Source organism: Parasphingorhabdus sp. (assembly GCF_036963805.1).
In the GTDB taxonomy this organism is placed as follows: Bacteria; Pseudomonadota; Alphaproteobacteria; order Sphingomonadales; family Sphingomonadaceae; genus Parasphingorhabdus.
Window position 1 is genome coordinate 1,021,791 of record NZ_JBALUN010000001.1, and the last position, 22,496, is coordinate 1,044,286.

Here is a 22,496-nt window from a genome sequence, read left to right on the forward strand (position 1 = left end):
AACATCCATGCTCTACTATAAAGATATCGAAACTAATATTGTCCAGAAATTCGGATCTTATGAAGTCACACACGAAGAAGTGATTGAGTTTGCATCAAAATATGACCCACAGCCTTTTCATTTGAACGACGAAGCCGCCGCAAAAACCCATTTTGGCCGCGTATCGGCCAGCGGCTGGCACACCGCAGCCATGACGATGCGCATGCTGGTGGATCATATGAATGCCCATAAGCAGGCGGGATTAGGCTCCCCCGGTGTCGAGAATCTCCGCTGGATAAAACCCGTGCACCCGGGTGATACTCTGCGGTGTGAGCTTGTTACGCTGCAAAAGCGTCAATCGGAAAGCCGTCCGGAGATGGGCATATTGAAAAGCATGATGACGGTGTTTAACCAACATGACGAAAAAGTCATGACGATGGAAAGCACCAGCTTGATTGAGGTGCGGGGGAATTAGATTGTTTCCCTTCAATCTCACTGCGAGAGATATGTTCCTCACTTTCTCCCGAATAGCTTTTCAATATCCCCATGCGCTAATTTGACCCAAGTCGGCCGCCCATGATTGCACTGGCCGGAATGCGGCGTGACTTCCATTTCACGGAGCAGAGCGTTCATTTCGGCAACGTTCAAAACACGCCCTGCCCGCACCGATCCATGACAAGCCATGGTTGAGGCGACATGGTCAATCCGCTCTTTAAGGGACAAAGCCTCGTCATAGGCACCCAGCTCATCGGCCAAATCGGTAATCAGGCCTTTCACATCGCCAGAACCGAGCATCGCGGGTGTTGCCCGAACCAGCATGGCCGATGGACCAAAACGCTCCAGTTCCAATCCAAATTCCGACAGTTCGGCCACCCGCGCTTCCAAGCGGTCACAGGCATTTTCATCCAGTTCGACCACTTCGGCCATTAACAAAGCTTGTGAAGCGACCGTGCCGCCCTCTACAGCTTTACGCATCCGTTCAAGCACTAACCGCTCGTGCGCGGCATGTTGATCGACAATCACCAATCCGTCTTCCGCTTCTGCCACAATATAGGTTTTTGCCACTTGCCCGCGAGCGATACCAAGCGGGTGGCGGGACGCTTCTGGAACAGGTTGTGCTGCTTCCTCGGCCCGGCCCATAAGCGGCGCTAGTTCACTCTGGTCCATTGCACCAAATGCGTTTGTATTTTCATGCATGGCGGATGGATAGGGCTGTGACGCGATAGTCGTCCTTCCTCCCATATACCCTTGCGCGGTAAAGATATTCGTCTGAGGGTCGGGTGCGGATGGTTCTGTTTGCCAGTTAGCCAAAGCGGAAGCCGCTGGCCGCTGAACCGCACGAAAGCCACCTTCGTCCAGCGCGCGCCGCAACCCGCTGACGATCATACCGCGCACCATTGCCGGTTCGCGAAAGCGCACTTCGGTTTTAGCAGGATGGACATTTACGTCCACAAGCTCCGGAGGCATATCGATGAACAAGGCGACGATAGGATGACGATCGCGCGCAAGCATTTCTGCATAGGCCCCGCGCACCGCACCGACCAGCAACCGGTCCTTCACGGGCCGTCCATTTACAAAGAGAAACTGATGATCCGCAACGCCGCGATTATAGGTTGGCAGGCCCGCTACGCCGGAAAGCCGGACGTCTTCGCGTACAAGGTCCACTGCTACGCTGTTAGCGCGCAGCTCTTTATTGGTGAGCGCCGCGACTCGATCCGGCCCCGTTTCCCCGCGCTGCACAGCAATAGCCTTGCGCCCTTCATGGGTCAGTGTGAAACCGATATCGGGCCGCGCCATGGCAAGGCGGCGGACAATATCGACACAAGCGGCATATTCACTCCGCGGGGTGCGCAGGAATTTTCGTCTCGCGGGTACTTTGGCGAAAAGCTGTTCCACACGAACTTTAGTCCCCGGCGGAATGGCGGCTGGCCCGTCATTTTCGACCTCTCCATGATCGACAATCCGCGCCCAGCCATCTGCGCCTGACACCCGGCTTTCGATGGTTAGCCGCGCCACGCTGGCAATGGAAGGGAGCGCTTCACCGCGAAAGCCCAAGGTCGAAACCATTTCAATCGCGTCATCCGGCAATTTGGAAGTCGCATGCCGTTCCAGCGCCAATGCAATATCGTCGCGAGACATGCCGCAGCCATTATCGCTGACTTCGATCAGATCAAGGCCGCCTTGTTCCAGACGGACATTAATCTGGTTCGAACCAGCATCTATGGCATTTTCAACCAGCTCTTTTAGCGCGCTGGCGGGGCGCTCGACCACTTCACCGGCAGCTATCCGATTGATCAGGCTATTTGGGAGTCTTCTTATTGACATGACGGCATTCCTAGCCCAAGCGATCATGCCAAGCGACCATTGATTATCATATAGTTAATTGAGGTGTTTTGCTGGACGATTCAATTTGTTGACTTCACCCCCCGTTCAGTCGAAATGTCGTGATGAGTTTACTTAGCGGCTTCAGCTGCAAATATTGAAAAACACAGGTAAAAGCATGATATTTGGAAATCTGTTCAAGTTCAGGTCTCAGGACATGGCAATCGATCTCGGCACAGCCAACACGGTTGTATATGTTCGCGGTCAGGGAATTGTTCTCAATGAGCCATCGGTTGTCGCGATTGAAACCATCAACGGCGTCAAGAGAGTGAAGGCCGTTGGCAATGATGCCAAGATGATGATGGGTAAAACACCCGACAGTATCGAAGCGATTCGTCCTCTGCGTGATGGTGTGATTGCCGACATTGATGTAGCCGAGCAGATGATCAAACATTTCATTCAGAAAGTGAATGGAAAGAACAAATGGTTTAGCTATCCTGAAATTGTGATCTGTGTGCCCAGTGGATCAACCTCTGTGGAGCGCCGCGCCATTCGCGATGCCGCTTCCAATGCCGGGGCTAGTCAGGTTTTCCTTATCGAAGAGCCTATGGCTGCGGCCATTGGTGCCGATATGCCGGTGACTGAACCAATCGGTTCGATGGTTGTCGATGTTGGCGGCGGAACGACCGAAGTTGCTGTCTTGTCTCTTCGTGGTTTGGCTTACACCACGTCGGTTCGCACCGGCGGTGATAAAATGGATGAAGCCATTGTTTCCTATGTGCGCCGCCATCACAATCTGCTGATCGGTGAAACCACAGCGGAACGGATCAAGAAAGATTTCGGCGTCGCGCAAGCTCCTGCTGATGGCGTGGGCCACACTATTCATATTAAAGGCCGTGACCTTGTAAATGGCGTGCCCAAAGAAATTTCGATCAATCAGGGACAAATCGCTGAAGCATTAAGCGAACCGATTGGCACGATTATCGAGGGCGTGAGAATTGCGTTGGAAAATACAGCACCAGAACTGGCGGCTGATATTGTGGACCAAGGCATTGTTCTTACCGGCGGCGGCGCGTTGATAGCTGGTCTGGATGCCGCCCTGAGCGACGAAACCGGTTTGCCGGTTACCGTGGCCGAAGATCCTCTTGCCTGTGTGGCAATTGGTACGGGCCGTGCGATGGAAGATCCCATGTTCCGCGGCGTGCTGACCACAGCTTGATGAACTACGGGAACAGATGATTAAAGCGGAAGGATAAGCAGGGATGGCGCCGCCAAAGAACCGGCGCCCAGGATTTTCCAAGCGGGCGCAATATAGCATATTCGCAAGCTACTTGCTGGGCATATTGGGAGCAATCGTGGGATTCCTCTTGCTGCTTATTTCTATTTTTGATCCTCAGGGCTTTTCCGTGCTCCGCACTATTGGAGCAGAGGCCACTGCACCCGTGAGTAAAACATTATCGGACGCCGGTAGCGCAACCGGCAATGTTGGAGAGAATATAGCTGCCTATTTTAACGCGGCATCCAAAAATACCGCAATGAAACGCGAATTGAAAAAAAACCGCATCGAAATTTTGGAAGCACGCTCCCTGAAGCAGGAAAATGAGCGATTGAAGCGGTTGCTAAAACTGGAAAAAGAAGTTCCCGATGCCATTGGCATGGCCCGTTTGATCAGTTCGACCGCCTCCAGTTCTCGCCGCATGGCAACCCTAGGTCTCGGAATCACCGACGGCATATTAATCGGTCAACCAGTGCGTGCTCCCGAAGGTTTGGTCGGACGGGTTGTCGAAGCCGGTCCAACAACCGCCCGGATTTTATTAGTCTCTGATAGTCAAAACGTAACCCCGGTTAAACGGGCGAGCGACGAACTACCTGCCTTTGCGACCGGTCGCGGCGATGGCACGGTGGACATCCGTCCCATAAACCTTGGCACGAACCCTTTTAAGGGCGGGGATCTGCTGATCACATCGGGCAGTGGCGGGCTTTATGCGCCCGGCATTCCCGTAGCCGTTGTCATTCGCAAAACCGATACCGGCGCCATTGCCCGGATATTGGCCAATTCGGCAAAAGTGAGCCATGTGATCGTACAGCCCATGTTTCAAGCCGAGACCGTGGCAGCGATAAAACAGGAAAAAATTGACGAGGCCGAGGCGGAAATTGAAGGCGGCGAGTAATGGCAAAACCCTATCGTTCGCGAATCAACCGGCAACCGTCCCAGTTACGTATTAAGTTTATACCGTCGATCACCGTCATCCTTGCCTCGATGGTCACTGCGCTGCCTATAATAACAGATTATCCCATCCTCCCGCCCCTCGGGCTGTTGGTGCTCTTGTCATGGCGGATGATCCGTCCCGGCTATTGGCCGATATGGGTGGGGTTTCCCCTGGGCATAGTCGATGATATTTTCAGTGGGCAACCATTCGGCAGTGCTGCCTTTTTATGGTCGGTGGTTTTTATTGCACTAGATGCGCTTGATAGGCGCGGCGTTGGCCGTGATTATTGGCAAGACTGGCTCATAGCCTCGCTTTCCATTATTTTTGTGCTAATATGCGGGATGCTCATCATCGACTTCCAAAGCAACTTGCTCCGGCTGGAAATATTGGTGCCGCAAATCCTGCTGTCGGTCTTGCTATATCCTTTCGTCACACGCTTGATTGGTACGATTGATAATTGGCGGGTTGCGATATGAGCATAAAGAGCGGAAAAACCATCAGCGGCGCGGTTCAGGAACTCACCTTTTCTCGGCGCGCGACCGTCGTTGGCGGGTTACAAGTTGGCATTGGTGTTTTGCTTGCCGGACGCATGGCTTATATTTCGGTGGCTGAGAATGAACGCTATCAGCTTCTATCGGAAAGCAACCGCGTCAATTTGACACTGGTACCGCCACGGCGCGGATGGTTGATTGACCGTCACGGCAAACCGATTGCGAATAATAAAACAGATTTCCGGGTCGACCTGATCCCCGACCGGATGAAGGACAAGAAAAAGACCGTCGCAACGCTCGCGGAGCTTTTATCGCTGGATCAGGAAGCGATTGACCGGATCAATAAGGAGCTGAAACAAGCGAGCAGCTTTCAGCCGGTTCAGGTTGCAACCGGACTGGACTGGGAAAGTTTTGCAGCGGTCAGCGTGCGCCTTCCCGATTTGCCCGGCGTATCTCCGCGCCAAGGTTTTTCAAGATATTATCCTACTGGCCCTGCGATCGGCCATTTGGTCGGCTATGTCGGGATAGCCTCTGCCGAAGACTATAAAGCAAATCCTGATCCCATATTAGTCACACCAGGCTATAAAATCGGCAAGGACGGCCTCGAAAAGATATTTGAAGACCGTTTGCAGGGAAAACCCGGCGCGAAGCGGGTTGAAGTCACCGCGCGCGGAAAAATCGTGCGAGAGCTCGACTCAAGGCCGGACACGCCCGGCAAAGCCTTACAGCTTACACTCGACATTGATTTGCAAGATTATGCCGCGCGCCGCTTGGGGCCTGAATCCGGCTCTGTGGTTGTGATCGATTGCAAGACCGGTGATATTTTGACGATGACCTCCATGCCGTCGTTCGATCCCAATAGCTTTTCAGACGGCATCGGGCAGACTGAATATGGCATGTTACGGGATGACGACCATGTGCCCCTTCGGGACAAATCTTTAAAGGGCTTATTTCCACCCGGTTCAACAATTAAACCAATGGTGGGATTGGCGTTTCTGGAGGCAGGCCTGAGCCCGGACGAGACGGTGAACTGCAACGGCGGCCTTCGGGTCGGCAACCGCGTTTTTCGGTGCTGGAACAGGCGCGGGCACGGCCGGGTTAATATGGCCAAGGGCATTTATCAAAGCTGTGACGTCTATTTCTATCATTTCGCTCAGAAAATCGGGATGAATCCTATTGCCCTGATGGCCAATCGCCTCGGTCTGGGTCAGGAATTTCCGCTGCCAGTGGCTAGCCAATTTTACGGCACAGTGCCCGATCCGCAGTGGAAGATGAAAAAATATAACAAACCGTGGCAAGCCTATGACACTGTCAATGCGACCATTGGACAAGGCTATATGCTGGCCAGCCCGCTTCAACTGGCGGTGATGGCCGCGCGTATCGCCACTGGCAAGTCGTTGATGCCCAATCTTTTGGCCAACACAAAAAGACCGCCCGCAAAAACGCTGAATATTGACCCTAAGCATATTGCCTATATCCATGACGCCATGAGCGAGGTTGTTAACGGAGCCGGAACCGCAGGACGCGCTCGGCTACCGCTGGAGAATGTCAAACTCGCGGGCAAAACGGGGACGGCGCAAGTGGTCAATCTTGACCATGGTCGCGGCGGCAAAGATGTGGCGTGGAAATATCGCGATCATGGCCTGTTCGTCAGCTTCGCACCCGCAGATAATCCCCGCTATGCCGCCGCGGTGGTCATTGAACATGGCGGCGGGTCTGGTGCGGCCTATCCGGTCGCCCGTGACGTCATGACATTTTTGTTCGACAAAGAGAAAGCAATGAATGTTCTGACCGATCTTGAGAAAGGTTGGGGCGGTACAATTGCAGAGCGTATGGATCAGAAAATGACCGCCTATCGCAGGAAAATTGGCGCGGAACCGGTGCCTACCAAGGCTCCCAAGACTCCAGAGGGCGCGTCGCCGACCACAGAGGCACCAACCACCGGAGCACAAGCCACTGAGACACCAACCACTGAATTGAGCGATTAAGGCGATGAACCAATTTGGTAAACGGGACCACAGCCGTTGAACGATTTTATTCCCGCACCGATTGCGCAGCTCCCTTGGAGAACGATTTTACTGCTTTTGGCGCTGGCGAGCTTTGGTTTCGTTGTTCTCTATTCTGCCGCAGGCGGCAGTCTGACCCCTTGGGCCGGCCTCCACATGATCCGGTTTCTTGTCTTCCTCAGCATGGCTATTGTATTTTCACGGCTGAAGGAGAATTTCTGGAAAGCCATTGCATTTCCGGTTTACATCGGTGTTGTTATCATGCTGCTGGGTGTAGAACTAATCGGAGCGGTCGGCGGCGGTAGCCAAAGATGGCTCAATCTCGGTTTCATTCGGATACAGCCGTCAGAGTTGATGAAGCCCGCCATCATCTTAGCGGTCGCGCGTTTCTATGATCTTTTACCTGCGGGCCAGATAAGAACATGGGGGGCGATATGGCCGCTATTGGCTCTGCTCGGCGTCCCCTGCGTGTTGATCCTGATACAACCCGATCTTGGTACAACCATCACAGTCGTTGCAGGCGCTATAACCGTGGCTTTTCTCGCTGGCTTACCATTGCGGTTATTTGTCGGCGGGGCAGCAACCATTGCAATCATCGCCCCGATCGCCTTTTTCTTTGGACTGGAAGAATATCAACAGCGCCGTGTGACGACCTTCATGAACCCGGAAAACGATCCTCTTGGCGCGGGCTATCATATCAGCCAGTCGAAAATCGCCATTGGTTCGGGTGGTATATTTGGCAAAGGCTTTATGAACGGTACGCAAAGTCATCTCGATTATCTTCCCGAAGGCCATACGGACTTTGTCTTTGCCACCATGGCGGAGGAATGGGGGCTTGTGGGCGGCATCGCCGTGCTATTTGCGTTCTTCCTGCTATTCCGCTGGGGCCTTCTTGTTGCCTTGAAAGCAAAGACGCGGTTCTTCCAGCTTTTAGCCGCAGGCCTTACGACGACCATATTTTTCTACGTCGCGATTAACCTGATGATGGTCATGGGCCTTGCGCCCGTGGTTGGCATTCCCCTGCCCTTTCTCAGCCACGGAGGTTCATCGATGATGACCGTCATGATTTGCATCGGAATGTTGATGTCGATTGACCGGCATCCGGGCCGCCGCAGCGGTACTTTTGGATAAAATGATATTCGGCAAGAAGATGGTTGTTCATTCGGCGCTCGGCCCTATATAGACCCTATTGAAAATGCGGACGCTTAGCTCAGTTGGTAGAGCAGCTGACTCTTAATCAGCGGGTCGTTGGTTCGAAACCAACAGCGTCCACCATTTTTTCAATGACTTACGGATGTTTTGGCGTTGAGCTTGTCCATTGGGGACCCACATTCTGCTCTGTGTCTGATGTATGCCGGTTCCTTGCCTACCGAGGTTTGGTAAATCCGTGCAAGCCCATCCACCACTGAACGGCGATAACAGCTCCTTTGGCGGGCTGGAGTAAAACGCCAATCAGAAACATTGCCATCGAAAGGATGATGACCATATTTCCCCAAAGCGGAAGATTTGTATTGCTGATGATAGCAATCATGATCGGCGCCATGATATGACCGGTCAAAATTATGGCAAGATAAGCCGGAAAATCATCTGCTTGCTGCAGCGTCCAATCCTGATGGCAGTGCTGGCAACGCTCTATCGGTTTGAGTAATTTGGGAAAGAATTTGGTCTCTCCGCAGCTTGGACAGCGATTACACATGCCGCGCCATACCGCCTGCCACGCAGTTTGCGGAAGATGCCAGTCGTGGCTGGGCATTGGAGCTACTAAATTGGCTTTGTCTTCATCCGCTTTGGCGTTTCTGTCCTGATAGAAACGATCAACCATAGTGTCATATTCCGCCATTATCGTGATCCTCTTCGCTGCTTTTTCGATCGTCCTGCTCTCGTGCGCGCCGTTTAGCGGTTTCATTCGCACGGTCATGCGATTGGCCGCCCAATATGGTCACGCCGATAAAGAGCGCCATGAGTATGATCGAAATTACAATGATCGTGACGATCACCATATTGGCCTCCGGTTTGGTTATCGATTGCTGTTGATGAGATGTGCCTATACAGTTTAAAGCTGATGCTATAAAGCTAATATTTGATGTTTAATATATCAGGAGCTATCAATGATTACCTCACAGCAAATGCGTGCAGCCCGGGCTCTACTCGGCATTGATCAGCGAAAACTGGCTGAGTTGGCCGGGCTTTCCTTGCCCACAATACAGCGGATGGAAGCATCGGACGGACAAGTGCGCGGTGTCATCGAAACCTTGGTGAAAGTCATTCGCGCGCTTGAAAAGCAGGGCATTGAACTTATCGGCGACAATGCACAAAGTCTGGGCAGTGGTCGCGGGGTACGTTTACGCGAGAACGTGGAAGGCAAGTCTGCCAGTACCGTCGTTTCGGCTCTTTTCGATCAGGCAGAGCTTAATAGCAAAAGATAATGGCTAAAAAAAATCACTTCCCCCTCGCCACGGAGATTTTGTCGCTCGTTAAAGACGGCGAGCTTACAATAAAGGTCGTACCAAATGCGGGTAAAAATAGCATTGCCATGCCGAAAGAAGCGGGGCCTGCCGGTGCATTACTTATCCGCGTTACGGCGACCCCTGAGGACGGAAAAGCCAATATAGCCGTTTTAAAACTGCTCTCCAAAGCGCTTCGGCTGCCGAAATCATCGCTCGCAATTGTTCGTGGGAATAATGCAAGAAACAAGGTCATTACTATTCCACATTAATTGTGGAGCCCTTAACTCTTTCCACCAAAATCATTGCTTGCCAAAGAGCGGATGTGCGCCCTCGAAACAGTCATGCACAGAATGCTGAGCTTTCTTGCTTAAACCAACGAAAAAGGCGGGCCCCATAGGAACCCGCCTGAATTTTTTTCAAACAAAGTGCGAAAAAAAAGGGGAGTGCCTAAACACTCCCCGATTTATTTACTTGTTAACGGCGTCTTTCAAGCCTTTACCGGCTTTGAATTTCGCTTGTGTAGATGCTGGAATCTGCATTGGCTCACCCGTGCGTGGGTTGCGGCCTGTAGAAGCTTTACGCTTTGAAGTAGAGAATGTTCCGAAACCGACGAGACGGACTTCATTGCCGCTCTTCAACGAACCGGTGATAGAATCAAAAACTGCGTCAACGGCTTTGCCGGCATCGCTTTTGCTAAGTCCACTGTGGTCTGCAACGCTACTGATAAGATCCTGTTTATTCATAATGGGTATCCCCCCTTCTCTAAAAGTAATTCTTGATTGAATCGCTACCTTGTCGGGCGTCAGTAACTACAAGAGTGCCCCTTGAGTCAAAGGAAAACCGCCAATTCTTAGGTCAAAGATGCAATATTTATGTCAAATGGTTATATTTTCTCATCTTTTGGACATTTTCGGCCCATTCTAGTTTCCAACTATCAACAATCCTAGAGGCAGGGAATCGTTACGAATCGCGCTGATCTGCGGTTAATGCCGAGCTGCAGACCCGGTATCATCAACAACCGGAGCAGTCGCGTGACTTGCCAATTCATCTGCATCACTCCACTCAATCGGCTCCAGTTTTTCCGTCAACGCCAGCGCGAGGACTTCGTCCACGTGCTTGACAGGAATGATCTTGAGCAAGGAAGTAATAGCATCCGGTATCTCCACCAGATCCTTTTCATTCTCCGCCGGAATTAACACAGTGGTAATTCCTCCGCGCAAAGCGGCCAGCAATTTCTCTTTGAGACCGCCGATCGGCAATACGCGGCCGCGCAAAGTAACTTCGCCGGTCATTGCCACATCGCGGCGCACCGCAATGCCTGTCAGCGTGGAAACAATCGCCGTAACGATGCCAACGCCAGCAGATGGACCGTCTTTTGGCACTGCGCCTTCCGGTAAATGGATATGAATGTCTTTCCGTGCAAAGAAGCTCGGCTTAATCCCGTAAGTTGGCGCGCGCGCCTTTACGAACGACAAAGCGGTCTGAATAGACTCGTTCATCACGTCGCCTAATGTACCGGTTGTCTTGATGTGACCTTTGCCCGAGACAGTCACGGATTCGATGGTCAGCAATTCGCCGCCCACTTCCGTCCATGCCAAGCCGGTTACAGCGCCAACCTGATTTTCTTCTTCACCCTCACCGTGGCGGAATTTACGGACACCGGCATATTCAGAAAGATTATCGGGCGTAATTTCTACGCTCTTATATTCGCCTTCTAATATACGGCGCAACGCTTTCCGGGCGAGCTTGGCGATTTCACGCTCCAGGGTCCGCACACCAGCTTCACGGGTATAATAGCGGATCAGATCACGCAGGGCGTCGTCATGCAACGAAAATTCGCCCTTTTTCAAGCCGTGCGCGTCGATCTGCTTTTCAACCAGATGGCGTTTTGCAATTTCGACCTTCTCGTCTTCCGTATAGCCTTCAAGCCGGATGATCTCCATCCGGTCCAGCAACGGCTGCGGCAGATTAAGCGTGTTTGCTGTCGTGACAAACATGACATCCGAAAGGTCGATATCAATTTCCAGATAATGGTCCTGGAATTTGTCATTCTGTTCAGGGTCAAGCACTTCGAGCAGGGCCGAAGCCGGATCGCCGCGGAAATCCTGACCCAGCTTATCGATCTCGTCGAGCAAGAATAGCGGGTTGGAGGTACCAGCCTTTTTCAGGTTGGAAACAATCTTACCGGGTAGTGAACCAATATAGGTCCGGCGATGTCCACGAATTTCAGCCTCGTCACGAACGCCGCCCAATGATTGACGTACAAATTCACGGCCTGTTGCACGGGCAATGGACCGGCCCAACGAAGTCTTACCGACACCTGGAGGTCCAACAAGGCAAAGGATCGGGCCTTTCAATTTATTCGTTCGCGTCTGCACAGCAAGATATTCAATGATCCGCTCTTTCACTTTTTCCAAAGCGAAATGGTCGTCATCGAGAACTTTTTCAGCCTGCTTAATATCTTTCTTCAAGCGGGATTTCTTGCCCCAAGGCAGTCCCAAAAGAACGTCGAGATAATTACGCACAACCGTGGCTTCCGCTGACATCGGCTGCATGCCTTTCAGCTTTTTATATTCCGCTGTCGCTTTAGCTTTGGCTTCCTTGGAGAGTTTCATCTCCTCGATTTTCTTGCCTAGCTCTGACATCTCGTCAACATCGCCGTCTTCGCCGTCGCCCAATTCGCGCTGGATCGCTTTCATCTGCTCGTTGAGATAATATTCGCGCTGGGTTTTCTCCATCTGACGCTTCACGCGGCCACGAATTTTCTTCTCAACCTGAAGCACACCAAGCTCGCCCTCCATGAAGGCAAATGCCATTTCAAGGCGCTTCATGGGATCGCTTTCGATCAGCAGGCTCTGTTTATCAGCCACTTTGACATTGATATTGGCCGCGACAGCATCCGCCAAACGGGACGCTTCTTCGATCTCGCCCAATTGCACCACGGTTTCCGCAGGCATTTTCTTGTTGAGCTTGGAATAATTTTCAAACTGCTCAACGACCGAACGCATCAAGGCGGTGGCTTCTTTACCTTCCACCGATTCTTCGTCGATCAATTCCACATTTGCGAGCACAAAGCCGTCGCTTTGCTCTTCGAGCGAAACATGTTTAGCGCGCTGCTTTCCTTCGACCAACACGCGGACCGTGCCATCGGGCAATTTAAGTAGTTGTAAAACCGTCGCAACGACGCCCAGATCATAAAGGTCATCATGCCCCGGATCATCTTCGGCCGGGTCCAACTGTGCGACCAGAAAAATCTCCTTATCGCCGTCCATAGCTTTTTCCAAAGCCACAACGGATTTGTCGCGGCCCACAAAAAGTGGCACGATCATATTCGGAAACACCACAATATCGCGTAACGGCAATAGGGGCAGCGCCTTGGATTCAGGCTTGGCAGCGGGTGTGAACTCGGACTGGGACATTAAAACTCCAAATTATAGCGCGAAATTCAGCGCCTCTCAGACTTAATATGGGTCATCCTCAGATGAGTTCAAGCTCCTTAAAATCATCAAAGCGACCGAAACCGGCATATAAATTAAAAGGGTAGTTTGAAACCGGCTGGCAAAGCCATGCCGCTGGTCATTTTTCCCATTTCTTCGTTGCTGACGGCATCTGCTCTATCACGCGCATCATTAAAGGCAGCGGCAACCAAATCTTCCAATATGCCTTTTTCCTCTAACTTCATCAGGCTGTCATCAATAGTTACGCCCAAAATACGGCCCTTTGCAGTGGCTTTTACCGACACAAGCCCGCCACCGGATTTGCCTTCCACCTCGATGCTATCGAGTTTTGTTTGTGCTTCTTCCATCTGGGCCTGCACGGTTTGCGCTGCTTCCTGAGCGGCCTTGATCATTTCTTCCATCGATTTCATGCTTGTGAGCTCCTTGCTTCAGGCGGGGATTCAACGTGGGCCTGATCGTTATCATTTTCCAGTAATTCCGCATCAGGAAAAGCCTCAAACGCGGCCTTTACCAGCGGGGTGTCTAATATAGCCTGTGTGGCTGCGTCGCGGTCAAGCTCAGCCTGTTCGGATATGCTTGGTTTTGCTTGCCCCTGCCCCTCTTGGATCGTCCAGTTTGTACCGGTTGATTCATTCAAAGCATCGGTAATTTTCTTGAGATCGGACGCCGCAATTGCGCGCGCGGACTGATATGTAATAACCGGTGCGGAAAAACTGACGATACGCATATCGGCAATTAATATGCTTTCCAATATAGGTGAAACACCGCCGATAATATTAATGACCCCCTCGAAATCCTTAGGAAGGCCGTTGGATGGCGCAGGCTGTTCTGCCGCAACAGGGTCCGCTTCAACGGCCGCAGCAGGAATATCGGCCTTTTGCATAGCCGAGGCGTCACGCGGCGCTTCATTCATCGGTGGCACAATTGGGCTCAGAGCCGCATCGACCGGAGCCGGAGGCACGGCGGATGTTCCTTGTTGCAGGCCTTGTTGCAGTATTTTTGCCAATTCACCGGGGTCAGGCATATCGGCAGCACAAAGCACCCGCAAAAGGGCCATGTCACAGGCTTCTCGCGGCATATGAGCTTGCTGCACTTCTTCATAGCCTTTGAGAAGAAGCTGCCATAAACGATGGAGAACAGGGTAAGATAATTTTTCGGCCCATGCACCCAATTGCGCCTTGGCTTCGTCGGACAGGGTCGGGTCATTGGCGCGCCCGACCTTATATAAAGTCACCTGATGGCTCAGCGATAACAGCCCGTTCATCAATGACAACGGCTCAACGCCGATGCTATATTGCTCGTCAATCGCATCGAGCAACGCCTGAGAATCCGCTTCTAACAATTTTCCGAATAGCCGCCGCACCGCGCTGCGATCCGACAGCCCCAGCATTTCGCGGATTTGCGACGCCTTGACGTCACTATTCCCGTCTTCACTGCCTTCCATATCCGCATGGGCAATGGCCTGATCGAGAATGGACAAACCGTCACGGACAGAACCCTCGGCAGCTTGGGCGATCAGGTCGAGTGCTTCCTGTTCCGCCTGAACGCCTTCTTGCTCCACAATATGGGCAAAATGGGCAGATAATTGATCGGCCTTTATCCGCTTGAGATCAAAACGCTGGCAACGGGACAGTACCGTTATCGGCACTTTGTTCACTTCGGTTGTTGCGAAGATGAATTTCACATGCGCTGGCGGTTCTTCCAGCGTTTTCAAAAGCGCATTAAACGCATTTTTTGAAAGCATGTGGACTTCATCGATAATATATATTTTATAGCGCGCCGAAACCGACGAATAGCGCACAGCCTCAATAATTTCACGGACATCGTCCACGCCGGTATGGCTGGCCGCATCCATCTCGATGACGTCAATGAAGCTGCCTACTGCAATAGAGCGGCACGGTTCGCATTTTCCGCAAGGATCTATGGTCGGTCCGCCCTGCCCGTCTTCACCGATGCAGTTGAGCGCCTTGGCTATCAAACGCGCGGTCGATGTTTTGCCTACCCCGCGCACGCCGGTCATCAGGAAAGCATGGGCCAGACGGTCGCGCTTTATCGCGTTACCCAGCGTCTGCACCATTGCATCCTGCCCGATCAGTTCCGCAAAGCTGGACGGCCGGTATTTCCGCGCAAGCACGCGATATGGCTGTGTTGCGGTCGGCAACGGATCAATCGGCGCTTCCACGCCGCCAGCAGCAAATATATCGTGTGAATCGGACATCAGGTCAGTTTAGGCGCTCACCGCCAGCTTGTCGAAGCCTAAACCTCGATCCAAGTGAAAACTCTACGTATAATTTTGTAAGTAGGAGCCGGGCGACCCGCAGAAAAATCGTTGCGGCTGCTTCCTTCCGGATCTGACCGGGTTGGCGAACACTACGTCCACCCGACTCCCGCTGCGCATATGGCGAGGAGTCGCGCATAATTCAAGTGGGCTTTTACGATCCGTATCTATTCCGGGAGTGCGATCAGCCCGGCAGCGATCCGGGCGACATCTGCAATAGCCGCTTCCACTTCGCTGGTGACTGCGGTCGGGCGATCAGTATAGACAGTCAAAATGGCCGGTTTCATGGCATATTTTGCATTACTAGGCCAGAATATGGCGATATCATTGACGGCAATGCCGCCTGGTGCTGTGCCGGTCTTATCGCCCACCTGCCAAGATTTTGGGAGACCGGCTCTAATTCGCTTTGCACCGGTTTTGCAGTCTTTCATCCATTTTTGCAAAGTCAGCTTGTCAATATCCAGCGCAGCATCTGCAATGGCCAGCTTTTGCATCAGCTTCCCCATAGCTTCCGGACTGGTGCTATCACGTGGATCACCGGGGATGTTTTCATTTAATTCCGGTTCCATGCGATCTAACCGAGTAATGCCATCTCCTTGTGTGCGAACGAAATTAGTAAATTGTTCGGGGCCACCGATTGCTTTTAAGACAAGGTTGGCCGCTGCATTATCGCTGGTTATGATCGCGGCACCCGCAAGCTCATGTAACGACACGGGCTCTTTGGCTGCCAATTTTTTTTCCACAAAAGGCATATATGGCACGCCATCGGACGGCTTTAGCGGAAATTTCACGAACATATCGACCGCCCCTGCTTCATGCGCCGCGAATAGCGCTGACGCCAAGGCGGCCTTGAAGGTTGAGCACATAGCAAAACGCTCACTGCCACGGTGCGACATAATCAGCGCGCCCTCCCCATCGACCAGCGCGACGCCCAATCTTCCGCCGATATGTGCTTCTATTTTTCGTATTTCGGGCATATCCAAAATCGGTGTTTGGGGCGTTTCTTCGCCATTCCAACGGGACGGTGCCATACAACCAGTGACGAGCAGCAAACCAGACGACAAAAGCAATGCACGGCGATCGATCATCTGCACCGACATGCTTATAATCCCTGCATATTGCGGCTTTCAGAAGGAATATGCACGGTCAGCCCGTCCAGTTCAGGTGTCAATGTGATTTGGCAAGCCAGACGGCTGGTCCGCCGTGCACCGGCAGCAAGATCGAGCATATCCTCTTCCATCTCGGTCGCTTCAGGCAGTCGGTCAAAATCTTCGGCAGCCACGATAACATGGCAGGTCGAGCATGCCATTTGCCCTTCACATGTTCCCTCAAGCGGCTGGTCATTTATTTGTGCGATGGTCAATAAATCGTCGCCGTCTGAAGCTATGGCGGTGACGGTCTGCTCACCATCCGCGCTGACAAAATTTACCCTAATCCCACTCATGTTCACTGCGCCCCGACTGCTTCATTAATAAGTTTAGATGCGTTTTCAATGTCTTCCAAGCTATTATAGCGACCAAATCCTAAGCGTATAGATGATTTAATCTGCGCCGCTTCCAATCCCAACGCGGCCAACACATGGCTTGGACGACCCGAACCACTGGCGCAGGCAGATCCTGCTGAAAACGCTACTTCACGAACATCGGACATTAAACGCGCAACATCAACAGCTTCCCGGCGGATATTGAGATTCCCGCCATAACGCTGGTCCAATGAACCATTAATTGTCCAGTCTTTAAAGCAGCGCTGCGCCATGTCTGCCAGTCGCTGGATATGCGCCGCATCGCTCTCGCGGTGTTCGATACAAAGCGCCGCCGCCATGCCGAAACCGGCGCATAAAGCAGGCGACAATGTGCCTGACCGGATACCGCGTTCCTGTCCACCACCGTGAATGAACGGCGGTAAGTCAATCCCGCTGCGTACCCATAAAGCGCCGATTCCCTTGGGGCCGTAAATTTTATGTGCCGATATTGCCGCCATATCAATATTGCCAGGTATATCGACCCGACCATAGCCTTGAACCACATCACATAACATCAGCGTGCCGTGTTCATGGGCCAATTCGGCAATCTCTTCCACTGGCTGAATGACGCCAATTTCATTATTGACCAGCATCGCCGCGACAAGTGCTGTGCGATCGTCAATCGACGCCCTTAGCCGATCTAGTGACACTATGCCGTCAGAACCGACAGGATGCCGTTCGACCAAGAAGCCCTGCTTTTCATAAAATAGCGCCGTATCGCGGACAGCGGCATGTTCGCTATCCAGAATGATAATCTTGTTTCGGCCAACCGCTTGCAAGGCACGGACCGCTCCAAATGCCAGATTTATGGCTTCGCTCGCACTGCCGGTAAACACTATATTGCCCGATTCCGGCAGCAGCTCGGCAATTTGATCTCTTGAGACCTCAACAGCGGCCGCTGCCCGCCGGCCCAATATATGGGTGCTGTGCGGATTACCGAAATTATCACGCAGCCATGGCACCATGACGTCAAATACTTCGGGAGCGAGCGGTGTCGTCGCCTGATTATCAAGATAGATTGGAGCTTTGGACATCAGACTAAGGCTTACGCGCCGCGTTGAAAATTAATTTCCATTGCTCGATAAATTCATAAATTTGCACGCGCGTGGTGTCACGGCCAATGCTAACGCGGATAACTTCTCGCGCCGTCACCGGATCAATCCCCATAGCCTCCAGCACATGGCTGGGTTTCAAGGTGCCGGACGAACAGGCACTGCCCGCAGATACGGAAAAACCGGCCATATCAAATTTAATGAGCTGTGTATTCGCCGCCACGCCGGGCATGTGATAGCTACCAATCGTCGCGATGCGCGGTGCATTTTCGGCGATAACTACACCGCCTTCCGCCTTGATCGCATTGTCGAGTTGGGTACGCAGTTCCGATGCCCGCTCTGCCCAATTCGTTGGCGCTTCCAACGCAGCCACCATTGCCAAAATATAAGGCAGATTTTGCGTACCGGACCGATAGCCCTGTTCTTGGCCGCCATAAGCTTTCAGCAATTGCAAATCTTTAACCAACAACGCGCCTATACCCGGGGGTCCGCCGAATTTATGGCCCGCAACAATGATCATATCCGCATCGGGAAGCGGCATTTTTCCTGATGATTGCGCGCAATCCGCCAATAGGACCGCTCCGCGATCCCGCGTCACTTTTGCCAGTGCCTCCATATCCTGCATCACGCCGGTTTCGTTATTAACCGATTGGATGACAACCAAGGCTGCTTCTTTTTCGGCTTCGAGCATTTTGTCTAACTGCATCGGCACGACCATACCGTTTTGGTCAACTGAGAGCGGCGTGGCACCTTCCGAGAAGCGCAGGACAACATCATGTTCGGTAGGAGAAACTAGCTGCCGCATCGGCTTGCTCTGTTTCAACCCCATGGCAACGGCTTCGCTAGCCCCGCTGGTAAAAATAACCTCACCATCCCAGCCAAGGGCGTCTTTGAAACGTTTTCGCGCATTTTCAAGCATTGATCCAGCGGCGCGCCCATCTGCATGGGGGGACGAGGGATTGGCCCAATGCGTAAAGCCCTCCAGACAGGCTTCACGCGCGACATCGAGCATCGGCGTGGTCGCGGCGTAATCCAGATAGATGCGTTTCTGTTCAGACATTATCGTTAGCGAAACCCTTTACTGGTTGCGGGATAGAGTTGCGGAATATTTGACACTCCCTATATAGACGCTTCAATCAGCGCAAAAGCTATTCCACCTTTTGACGCCATTCAAATCGCAATCTTTATCATAGAATAGAAAAAGCCATGCCTGACGTAATATTTACCGGACCCGAAGGACGCCTCGAAGGACGCTTTAGCCCCGGACCGCGCGACCGTGCGCCGGTTGCGATGATCCTTCATCCCCACCCACAAGCGGGCGGCACGATGAATGATCGCATCACACAGGCCATGTATAAAACTTTCGTGCGGCGCGGCTTTGCAACTTTGCGGTTTAATTTCCGCGGAGTTGGGCGTTCACAAGGCGTGTTCGACAATGGCATTGGCGAACTTTCCGATGCGGCATCGGCACTCGATTGGGTACAAAGCATCCATCCCGAAGCACAAACAACCTGGATTGCGGGCTATAGCTTTGGTGCCTGGATCGGCATGCAGCTTTTGATGCGCCGGCCCGAAGTGCGCGGTTTTATCTCCGTATCGCCGCCTGCCAATATGTATGATTTCAACTTTCTCGCCCCGTGCCCGTCATCCGGGATAATCATTCAGGGCGTGAATGATGAAGTAGTCACACCAAGCGCCGTTCAAAAGCTCGTTGATAAACTACGTACCCAGAAACATATCACCATCCATCATGATGAAATCCCTCGCGCAAACCATTTTTATGAACATGAAATGGAATTACTGATGGGATCAGTGGACAATTATCTGGACATGCGCCTCGCGCCTGATTCGCCGATCAAATAAGCGCCTAATTGGGTTTATGGGGTAACTCCCGACTATCCTTTGTTTCAGATCCTGCTGTGGGCACTGTCCAAATTGCAACATTTGCAAACATGACGACTGACGCCACCAGCATTAGTGCGCCTTGTTTCTTATTCTTGCCGGTGCGTATTAAATAAACGCCGCCCGCCAGCAATCCCGCACCGGCAAGCATTAAAACAGATAATATCCAATCAGCCAATAATCGGCTCCTTCTCAGAAATATTGCCGATATAACGCGACTATATCAAGCGATGATCACTATTTATCCATTTTGGATGAATAGTGACAAGCCGAACAATTCTGTTCTGGACAAAAATCTATCAGAACATAAAAAGAACATGTTGACTGGAATCGAAAACAGGTAAGGATAAAAGGTGCATAGCGACACACCATTATTGATCATGGCTGACATTCCGGAGACATATTGTCTGCACGACCTCATATTAACTGGTCAGGCATCAAAAATCATCAAGCTGATCCAACCTGTGCATCAGGATCACGATAGATTGCATGCCGTCATTGGCGGCATGGAGTTCATCCTGACCCAACATAGCGCAGAGGTAATGCATCGCGATTTTCTGACCGAGGATATGCAATCAATATTCTACGATCGGTCCGAAACCGCACTATCCAGCATCGGCATATCCCTTAGCGACCACATAAAGCCAGCACAACAAAATGCGACCATTAACCGGGCCATGTTACAGCTGGCCAAATATGTTGGGCAATCCGTGGAGGCGGCCAGCGTTATCTGGCGGCCGGCTGCGCTTCAAATCGGATTTAATTATTTTGTCGGAGCCACTGATCACTATGTCGTTGGCGGCCCCTTTCCAGTGCTGGCCCAAATAGCGATATCCGAAACATCCGAAGGAAACTTTCAGACATCCGGCCTATCCTATTTCGCTGATCAAGAAATAAAAATCGGCGCTCCTTCAGGCTATGCGCCGAATGAGGTCGTCAAACGGCTGGTGCGGGTTGCGCATGAAATCGCGACAAACGGAAAAATCAACGAAATTATGGTGATAGAAGGCTTTGTCGAAGGCGAAAAGCTCTCGATAATGCCCGATACAAACTGCAAAATTGTCGACGTTGCAATCATCCCGTATGAACCGAGACAATTGCAATAGTCGAAATTTACAACTTAGACAGCAATCGGCGCTGCTTCCCGAACATTTTGATCAACATGCTCGGCAAATTGCTCAAAATTATCGATGAACAATTTCACAAGCTTTTGAGCTGTCGCATCATAAGCCGCCCCATCTGACCAGGTTGAACGCGGATCAAGGATCGCGCTGTCAACACCAGGTACAGAAACCGGCACTTCAAAGCCAAAATTATCATCCATCCGGAATTCACCGTCATTCAAACTGCCGTCCAGCGCCGCATTGAGCAAAGCGCGCGTTGCTTTAATCGGCATCCGGCTACCTTCGCCATATTTTCCGCCGGTCCAACCGGTATTCACCAACCAGCAACGAACACCGCCTTTGGCGATTCGCTCTTTCAGCAGATTGCCATAAACCGAAGGATGGCGCGGCATAAACGGCGCGCCAAAGCATGTGGAGAATGTCGCTTCTGGTTCGGTGACACCGATTTCCGTGCCAGCAACTTTCGCGGTATAACCAGACAAGAAGTGATACATAGCCTGTTCCGCCGTCAACCGTGAGATCGGAGGCAACACACCAAAGGCGTCTGCCGTCAGCATGATCACATTTTTGGGAACTGGCCCCATATTTTTTTCAGAACAATTGGGAATGAAATCGATGGGATAGGCGGCGCGTGTATTTTCCGCTTTGCTGCTATCATCCAGATCCAGTTCGCGTGTATCCATGTCCATGACAACATTTTCCAGCACCGTACCAAAACGGCGGGTTGTCGCATAAATTTCCGGTTCTGCTTCTTCCGACAAGCGGATCATCTTAGCGTAACAACCACCTTCAAAGTTGAACACGGCCGTATCGGACCAACCATGCTCATCATCACCGATCAGGGTACGGCTGGCATCTGCCGACAAGGTCGTCTTGCCTGTTCCCGACAAGCCAAAGAAAATCGCTGTATCGCCTTCTGGCCCCATATTGGCAGAACAATGCATCGGCATGACCGAATCGAGCGGCAACAGATAGTTGAGCAAACCGAATACCGATTTTTTCATCTCGCCGGCATAAGCAGTCCCGCCAATCAGGATGAGCTTCTCGGTCAGATTCACAGCGATAACGGTCTCGCTGCGCGTACCGTGACGTTCCGGATCGGCCTTGAAGCTTGGCAAATCTATAATTGTATATTCGGGGTTGAATCCAGCCAGTTCATCATCAGTTGGCCGGACCAGCATCGTGCGGATGAAAAGATTATGCCACGCCAGCTCGTTAATAATCCTGACGTTCACGCGGTGTTCCGGTTGCGAACCACCGAATAGATCCTGCACAAACAGAGTGTCTTTATCAGAAATGGCTTTCAGGAAATCTTCCTTCAGCGCGGCAAAATGCTCTGGTGTCATTCCCACATTGGTTTTGCCCCACCAGACGCTATTTTCCGTCTCGCCGTCGCGCACAATGAATTTATCATTTGCAGAGCGGCCGGTATGTCTTCCTGTTTCAACGACCAATGGACCGTCTTTAGCAAGATGTCCCTCACCACGTGACACAGCGGCTTCCACCAATGCGGGGGCACCGAGGTTCCAATGCTGCTGTGCTGTTGAGGCAAAGCCTTGATCTTTTAACGTTACAGACGACAGTTTTGGCACAATTAATCCCCTAAGGCTTGTAAACAGGTATGACGGATTGCCGGATTCGGCATAATTTCAGTGGCGCTTATCGCACCCAAACGAGTCGGTCAAATCACCAGAGTGCAGATATA

Annotated in this window: 23 protein-coding genes, 1 tRNA gene and 1 other RNA gene; 11 read left to right on the forward strand and 14 right to left on the reverse strand. The window is 52.0% G+C overall.

The window, feature by feature from the left end; all coding sequences use genetic code 11:
• The first annotated feature begins 7 nt into the window (after nt 1-7).
• Nucleotides 8-454 (forward strand): MaoC family dehydratase, encoded by a 447-nt coding sequence (locus V7676_RS04865; protein WP_335658517.1) that lies wholly within the window; start codon nt 8-10, stop codon nt 452-454.
• Between the two features lie 38 nt (nt 455-492).
• Here V7676_RS04865 and mutL read toward each other — a convergent pair whose 3' ends face one another.
• Nucleotides 493-2,304: a DNA mismatch repair endonuclease MutL gene (mutL, locus tag V7676_RS04870; protein ID WP_335658518.1), complete on the reverse strand. Its 1,812-nt coding sequence runs from the start codon at nt 2,302-2,304 to the stop codon at nt 493-495.
• Between the two features lie 175 nt (nt 2,305-2,479).
• On the opposite strand from mutL, the gene V7676_RS04875 reads away from it, so the two are divergent.
• The 6 genes from V7676_RS04875 to V7676_RS04900 all read left to right on the forward strand — a co-directional run bounded on the left by V7676_RS04875 (nt 2,480) and on the right by V7676_RS04900 (nt 8,283).
• Entirely contained in the window at nt 2,480-3,520 is a 1,041-nt protein-coding gene (locus V7676_RS04875; protein ID WP_335658519.1) for a rod shape-determining protein, read from the forward strand.
• A gap of 43 nt (nt 3,521-3,563) precedes the next feature.
• Entirely contained in the window at nt 3,564-4,472 is a 909-nt protein-coding gene (gene mreC / locus V7676_RS04880) for a rod shape-determining protein MreC (protein WP_335658520.1), read from the forward strand.
• On the forward strand, nt 4,472-4,987 hold the full coding sequence (gene mreD / locus V7676_RS04885; protein WP_335658521.1) for a rod shape-determining protein MreD: 516 nt from the start codon (nt 4,472-4,474) through the stop codon (nt 4,985-4,987). Before mreC ends, mreD begins: the two co-directional genes overlap by 1 nt.
• Nucleotides 4,984-6,990 (forward strand): penicillin-binding protein 2, encoded by a 2,007-nt coding sequence (mrdA, locus tag V7676_RS04890; RefSeq protein WP_335658522.1) that lies wholly within the window; start codon nt 4,984-4,986, stop codon nt 6,988-6,990. Before mreD ends, mrdA begins: the two co-directional genes overlap by 4 nt.
• Before the next feature lie 36 nt (nt 6,991-7,026).
• The gene (gene rodA / locus V7676_RS04895) at nt 7,027-8,139 is read left to right on the forward strand and encodes a rod shape-determining protein RodA (RefSeq protein ID WP_335658523.1); all 1,113 of its coding nucleotides are present in this window, start codon (nt 7,027-7,029) and stop codon (nt 8,137-8,139) included.
• A 68-nt stretch (nt 8,140-8,207) separates the two neighbouring features.
• A tRNA-Lys gene (locus tag V7676_RS04900) sits at nt 8,208-8,283 on the forward strand.
• A gap of 91 nt (nt 8,284-8,374) precedes the next feature.
• On the opposite strand, the gene V7676_RS04905 is transcribed toward V7676_RS04900, so the two are convergent.
• Both V7676_RS04905 and V7676_RS04910 read right to left on the reverse strand, forming a co-directional pair.
• Nucleotides 8,375-8,848: a DUF983 domain-containing protein gene (locus tag V7676_RS04905; RefSeq protein WP_335658524.1), complete on the reverse strand. Its 474-nt coding sequence runs from the start codon at nt 8,846-8,848 to the stop codon at nt 8,375-8,377.
• The gene (locus V7676_RS04910; RefSeq protein ID WP_335658525.1) at nt 8,835-9,008 is read right to left on the reverse strand and encodes a hypothetical protein; all 174 of its coding nucleotides are present in this window, start codon (nt 9,006-9,008) and stop codon (nt 8,835-8,837) included. Before V7676_RS04910 ends, V7676_RS04905 begins: the two co-directional genes overlap by 14 nt.
• Nucleotides 9,009-9,116: 108 nt before the next feature.
• Here V7676_RS04910 and V7676_RS04915 point away from each other — a divergent pair, with 108 nt between their 5' ends.
• Both V7676_RS04915 and V7676_RS04920 read left to right on the forward strand, forming a co-directional pair.
• Entirely contained in the window at nt 9,117-9,434 is a 318-nt protein-coding gene (locus V7676_RS04915) for a helix-turn-helix domain-containing protein (protein WP_335658526.1), read from the forward strand.
• The gene (locus tag V7676_RS04920; protein WP_335658527.1) at nt 9,434-9,724 is read left to right on the forward strand and encodes a DUF167 domain-containing protein; all 291 of its coding nucleotides are present in this window, start codon (nt 9,434-9,436) and stop codon (nt 9,722-9,724) included. Before V7676_RS04915 ends, V7676_RS04920 begins: the two co-directional genes overlap by 1 nt.
• A 198-nt stretch (nt 9,725-9,922) precedes the next feature.
• Here V7676_RS04920 and V7676_RS04925 read toward each other — a convergent pair whose 3' ends face one another.
• From V7676_RS04925 to V7676_RS04965, 9 genes are all read right to left on the reverse strand, one after another.
• Nucleotides 9,923-10,198: an HU family DNA-binding protein gene (locus tag V7676_RS04925; RefSeq protein ID WP_074205352.1), complete on the reverse strand. Its 276-nt coding sequence runs from the start codon at nt 10,196-10,198 to the stop codon at nt 9,923-9,925.
• A gap of 240 nt (nt 10,199-10,438) precedes the next feature.
• A complete protein-coding gene (gene lon, locus V7676_RS04930) occupies nt 10,439-12,874 on the reverse strand; it encodes an endopeptidase La (RefSeq protein WP_335658528.1) in 2,436 nt (811 codons plus the stop codon).
• 113 nt (nt 12,875-12,987) lie between these two features.
• The gene (locus V7676_RS04935; RefSeq protein ID WP_335658529.1) at nt 12,988-13,323 is read right to left on the reverse strand and encodes a YbaB/EbfC family nucleoid-associated protein; all 336 of its coding nucleotides are present in this window, start codon (nt 13,321-13,323) and stop codon (nt 12,988-12,990) included.
• Nucleotides 13,320-15,131 (reverse strand): DNA polymerase III subunit gamma/tau, encoded by a 1,812-nt coding sequence (locus V7676_RS04940; RefSeq protein ID WP_335658530.1) that lies wholly within the window; start codon nt 15,129-15,131, stop codon nt 13,320-13,322. Before V7676_RS04940 ends, V7676_RS04935 begins: the two co-directional genes overlap by 4 nt.
• 78 nt (nt 15,132-15,209) lie before the next feature.
• An RNA gene (gene ffs, locus V7676_RS04945) (signal recognition particle sRNA small type) lies at nt 15,210-15,304 on the reverse strand.
• Between the two features lie 54 nt (nt 15,305-15,358).
• Nucleotides 15,359-16,279: a class A beta-lactamase gene (bla, locus tag V7676_RS04950; RefSeq protein ID WP_335658531.1), complete on the reverse strand. Its 921-nt coding sequence runs from the start codon at nt 16,277-16,279 to the stop codon at nt 15,359-15,361.
• Between the two features lie 14 nt (nt 16,280-16,293).
• A complete protein-coding gene (locus tag V7676_RS04955; RefSeq protein ID WP_335658532.1) occupies nt 16,294-16,635 on the reverse strand; it encodes a 2Fe-2S iron-sulfur cluster-binding protein in 342 nt (113 codons plus the stop codon).
• A gap of 2 nt (nt 16,636-16,637) precedes the next feature.
• Complete coding sequence (locus tag V7676_RS04960) at nt 16,638-17,747, reverse strand: cysteine desulfurase family protein (RefSeq protein WP_335658533.1); 1,110 nt, start codon at nt 17,745-17,747, stop codon at nt 16,638-16,640.
• Between the two features lie 4 nt (nt 17,748-17,751).
• On the reverse strand, nt 17,752-18,825 hold the full coding sequence (locus V7676_RS04965; protein ID WP_335658534.1) for a cysteine desulfurase family protein: 1,074 nt from the start codon (nt 18,823-18,825) through the stop codon (nt 17,752-17,754).
• Nucleotides 18,826-18,971: 146 nt separating this feature from the next.
• Here V7676_RS04965 and V7676_RS04970 point away from each other — a divergent pair, with 146 nt between their 5' ends.
• Nucleotides 18,972-19,628 carry an alpha/beta hydrolase gene (locus V7676_RS04970; RefSeq protein WP_335658535.1) on the forward strand — a complete coding sequence of 219 codons (657 nt, stop codon included), beginning with the start codon at nt 18,972-18,974 and terminating at the stop codon, nt 19,626-19,628.
• 4 nt (nt 19,629-19,632) lie between these two features.
• Here V7676_RS04970 and V7676_RS04975 read toward each other — a convergent pair whose 3' ends face one another.
• Nucleotides 19,633-19,845 (reverse strand): hypothetical protein, encoded by a 213-nt coding sequence (locus V7676_RS04975; RefSeq protein ID WP_335658536.1) that lies wholly within the window; start codon nt 19,843-19,845, stop codon nt 19,633-19,635.
• Between the two features lie 175 nt (nt 19,846-20,020).
• Here V7676_RS04975 and V7676_RS04980 point away from each other — a divergent pair, with 175 nt between their 5' ends.
• A complete protein-coding gene (locus V7676_RS04980; RefSeq protein ID WP_335658537.1) occupies nt 20,021-20,773 on the forward strand; it encodes a hypothetical protein in 753 nt (250 codons plus the stop codon).
• 14 nt (nt 20,774-20,787) lie between these two features.
• Here V7676_RS04980 and V7676_RS04985 read toward each other — a convergent pair whose 3' ends face one another.
• On the reverse strand, nt 20,788-22,383 hold the full coding sequence (locus V7676_RS04985) for a phosphoenolpyruvate carboxykinase (protein WP_335658538.1): 1,596 nt from the start codon (nt 22,381-22,383) through the stop codon (nt 20,788-20,790).
• Nucleotides 22,384-22,496: the final 113 nt, after the last annotated feature.

Coding starts and splice junctions, on each gene's coding strand:
- mreD (WP_335658521.1), top strand. CDS start 4,472: ATGGCAAAACCCTATCGTTCGCGAATCAACCGGCAACCGTCCCAGTTA.
- V7676_RS04920 (WP_335658527.1), top strand. CDS start 9,434: ATGGCTAAAAAAAATCACTTCCCCCTCGCCACGGAGATTTTGTCGCTC.
- V7676_RS04960 (WP_335658533.1), bottom strand. CDS start 17,747: ATGTCCAAAGCTCCAATCTATCTTGATAATCAGGCGACGACACCGCTC.
- V7676_RS04935 (WP_335658529.1), bottom strand. CDS start 13,323: ATGAAATCGATGGAAGAAATGATCAAGGCCGCTCAGGAAGCAGCGCAA.
- lon (WP_335658528.1), bottom strand. CDS start 12,874: ATGTCCCAGTCCGAGTTCACACCCGCTGCCAAGCCTGAATCCAAGGCG.
- V7676_RS04910 (WP_335658525.1), bottom strand. CDS start 9,008: ATGGTGATCGTCACGATCATTGTAATTTCGATCATACTCATGGCGCTC.
- V7676_RS04925 (WP_074205352.1), bottom strand. CDS start 10,198: ATGAATAAACAGGATCTTATCAGTAGCGTTGCAGACCACAGTGGACTT.
- mreC (WP_335658520.1), top strand. CDS start 3,564: ATGGCGCCGCCAAAGAACCGGCGCCCAGGATTTTCCAAGCGGGCGCAA.
- mutL (WP_335658518.1), bottom strand. CDS start 2,304: ATGTCAATAAGAAGACTCCCAAATAGCCTGATCAATCGGATAGCTGCC.
- V7676_RS04905 (WP_335658524.1), bottom strand. CDS start 8,848: ATGGCGGAATATGACACTATGGTTGATCGTTTCTATCAGGACAGAAAC.
- V7676_RS04865 (WP_335658517.1), top strand. CDS start 8: ATGCTCTACTATAAAGATATCGAAACTAATATTGTCCAGAAATTCGGA.
- V7676_RS04970 (WP_335658535.1), top strand. CDS start 18,972: ATGCCTGACGTAATATTTACCGGACCCGAAGGACGCCTCGAAGGACGC.
- V7676_RS04875 (WP_335658519.1), top strand. CDS start 2,480: ATGATATTTGGAAATCTGTTCAAGTTCAGGTCTCAGGACATGGCAATC.
- mrdA (WP_335658522.1), top strand. CDS start 4,984: ATGAGCATAAAGAGCGGAAAAACCATCAGCGGCGCGGTTCAGGAACTC.
- bla (WP_335658531.1), bottom strand. CDS start 16,279: ATGATCGATCGCCGTGCATTGCTTTTGTCGTCTGGTTTGCTGCTCGTC.
- V7676_RS04955 (WP_335658532.1), bottom strand. CDS start 16,635: ATGAGTGGGATTAGGGTAAATTTTGTCAGCGCGGATGGTGAGCAGACC.
- V7676_RS04915 (WP_335658526.1), top strand. CDS start 9,117: ATGATTACCTCACAGCAAATGCGTGCAGCCCGGGCTCTACTCGGCATT.
- V7676_RS04965 (WP_335658534.1), bottom strand. CDS start 18,825: ATGTCTGAACAGAAACGCATCTATCTGGATTACGCCGCGACCACGCCG.
- V7676_RS04940 (WP_335658530.1), bottom strand. CDS start 15,131: ATGTCCGATTCACACGATATATTTGCTGCTGGCGGCGTGGAAGCGCCG.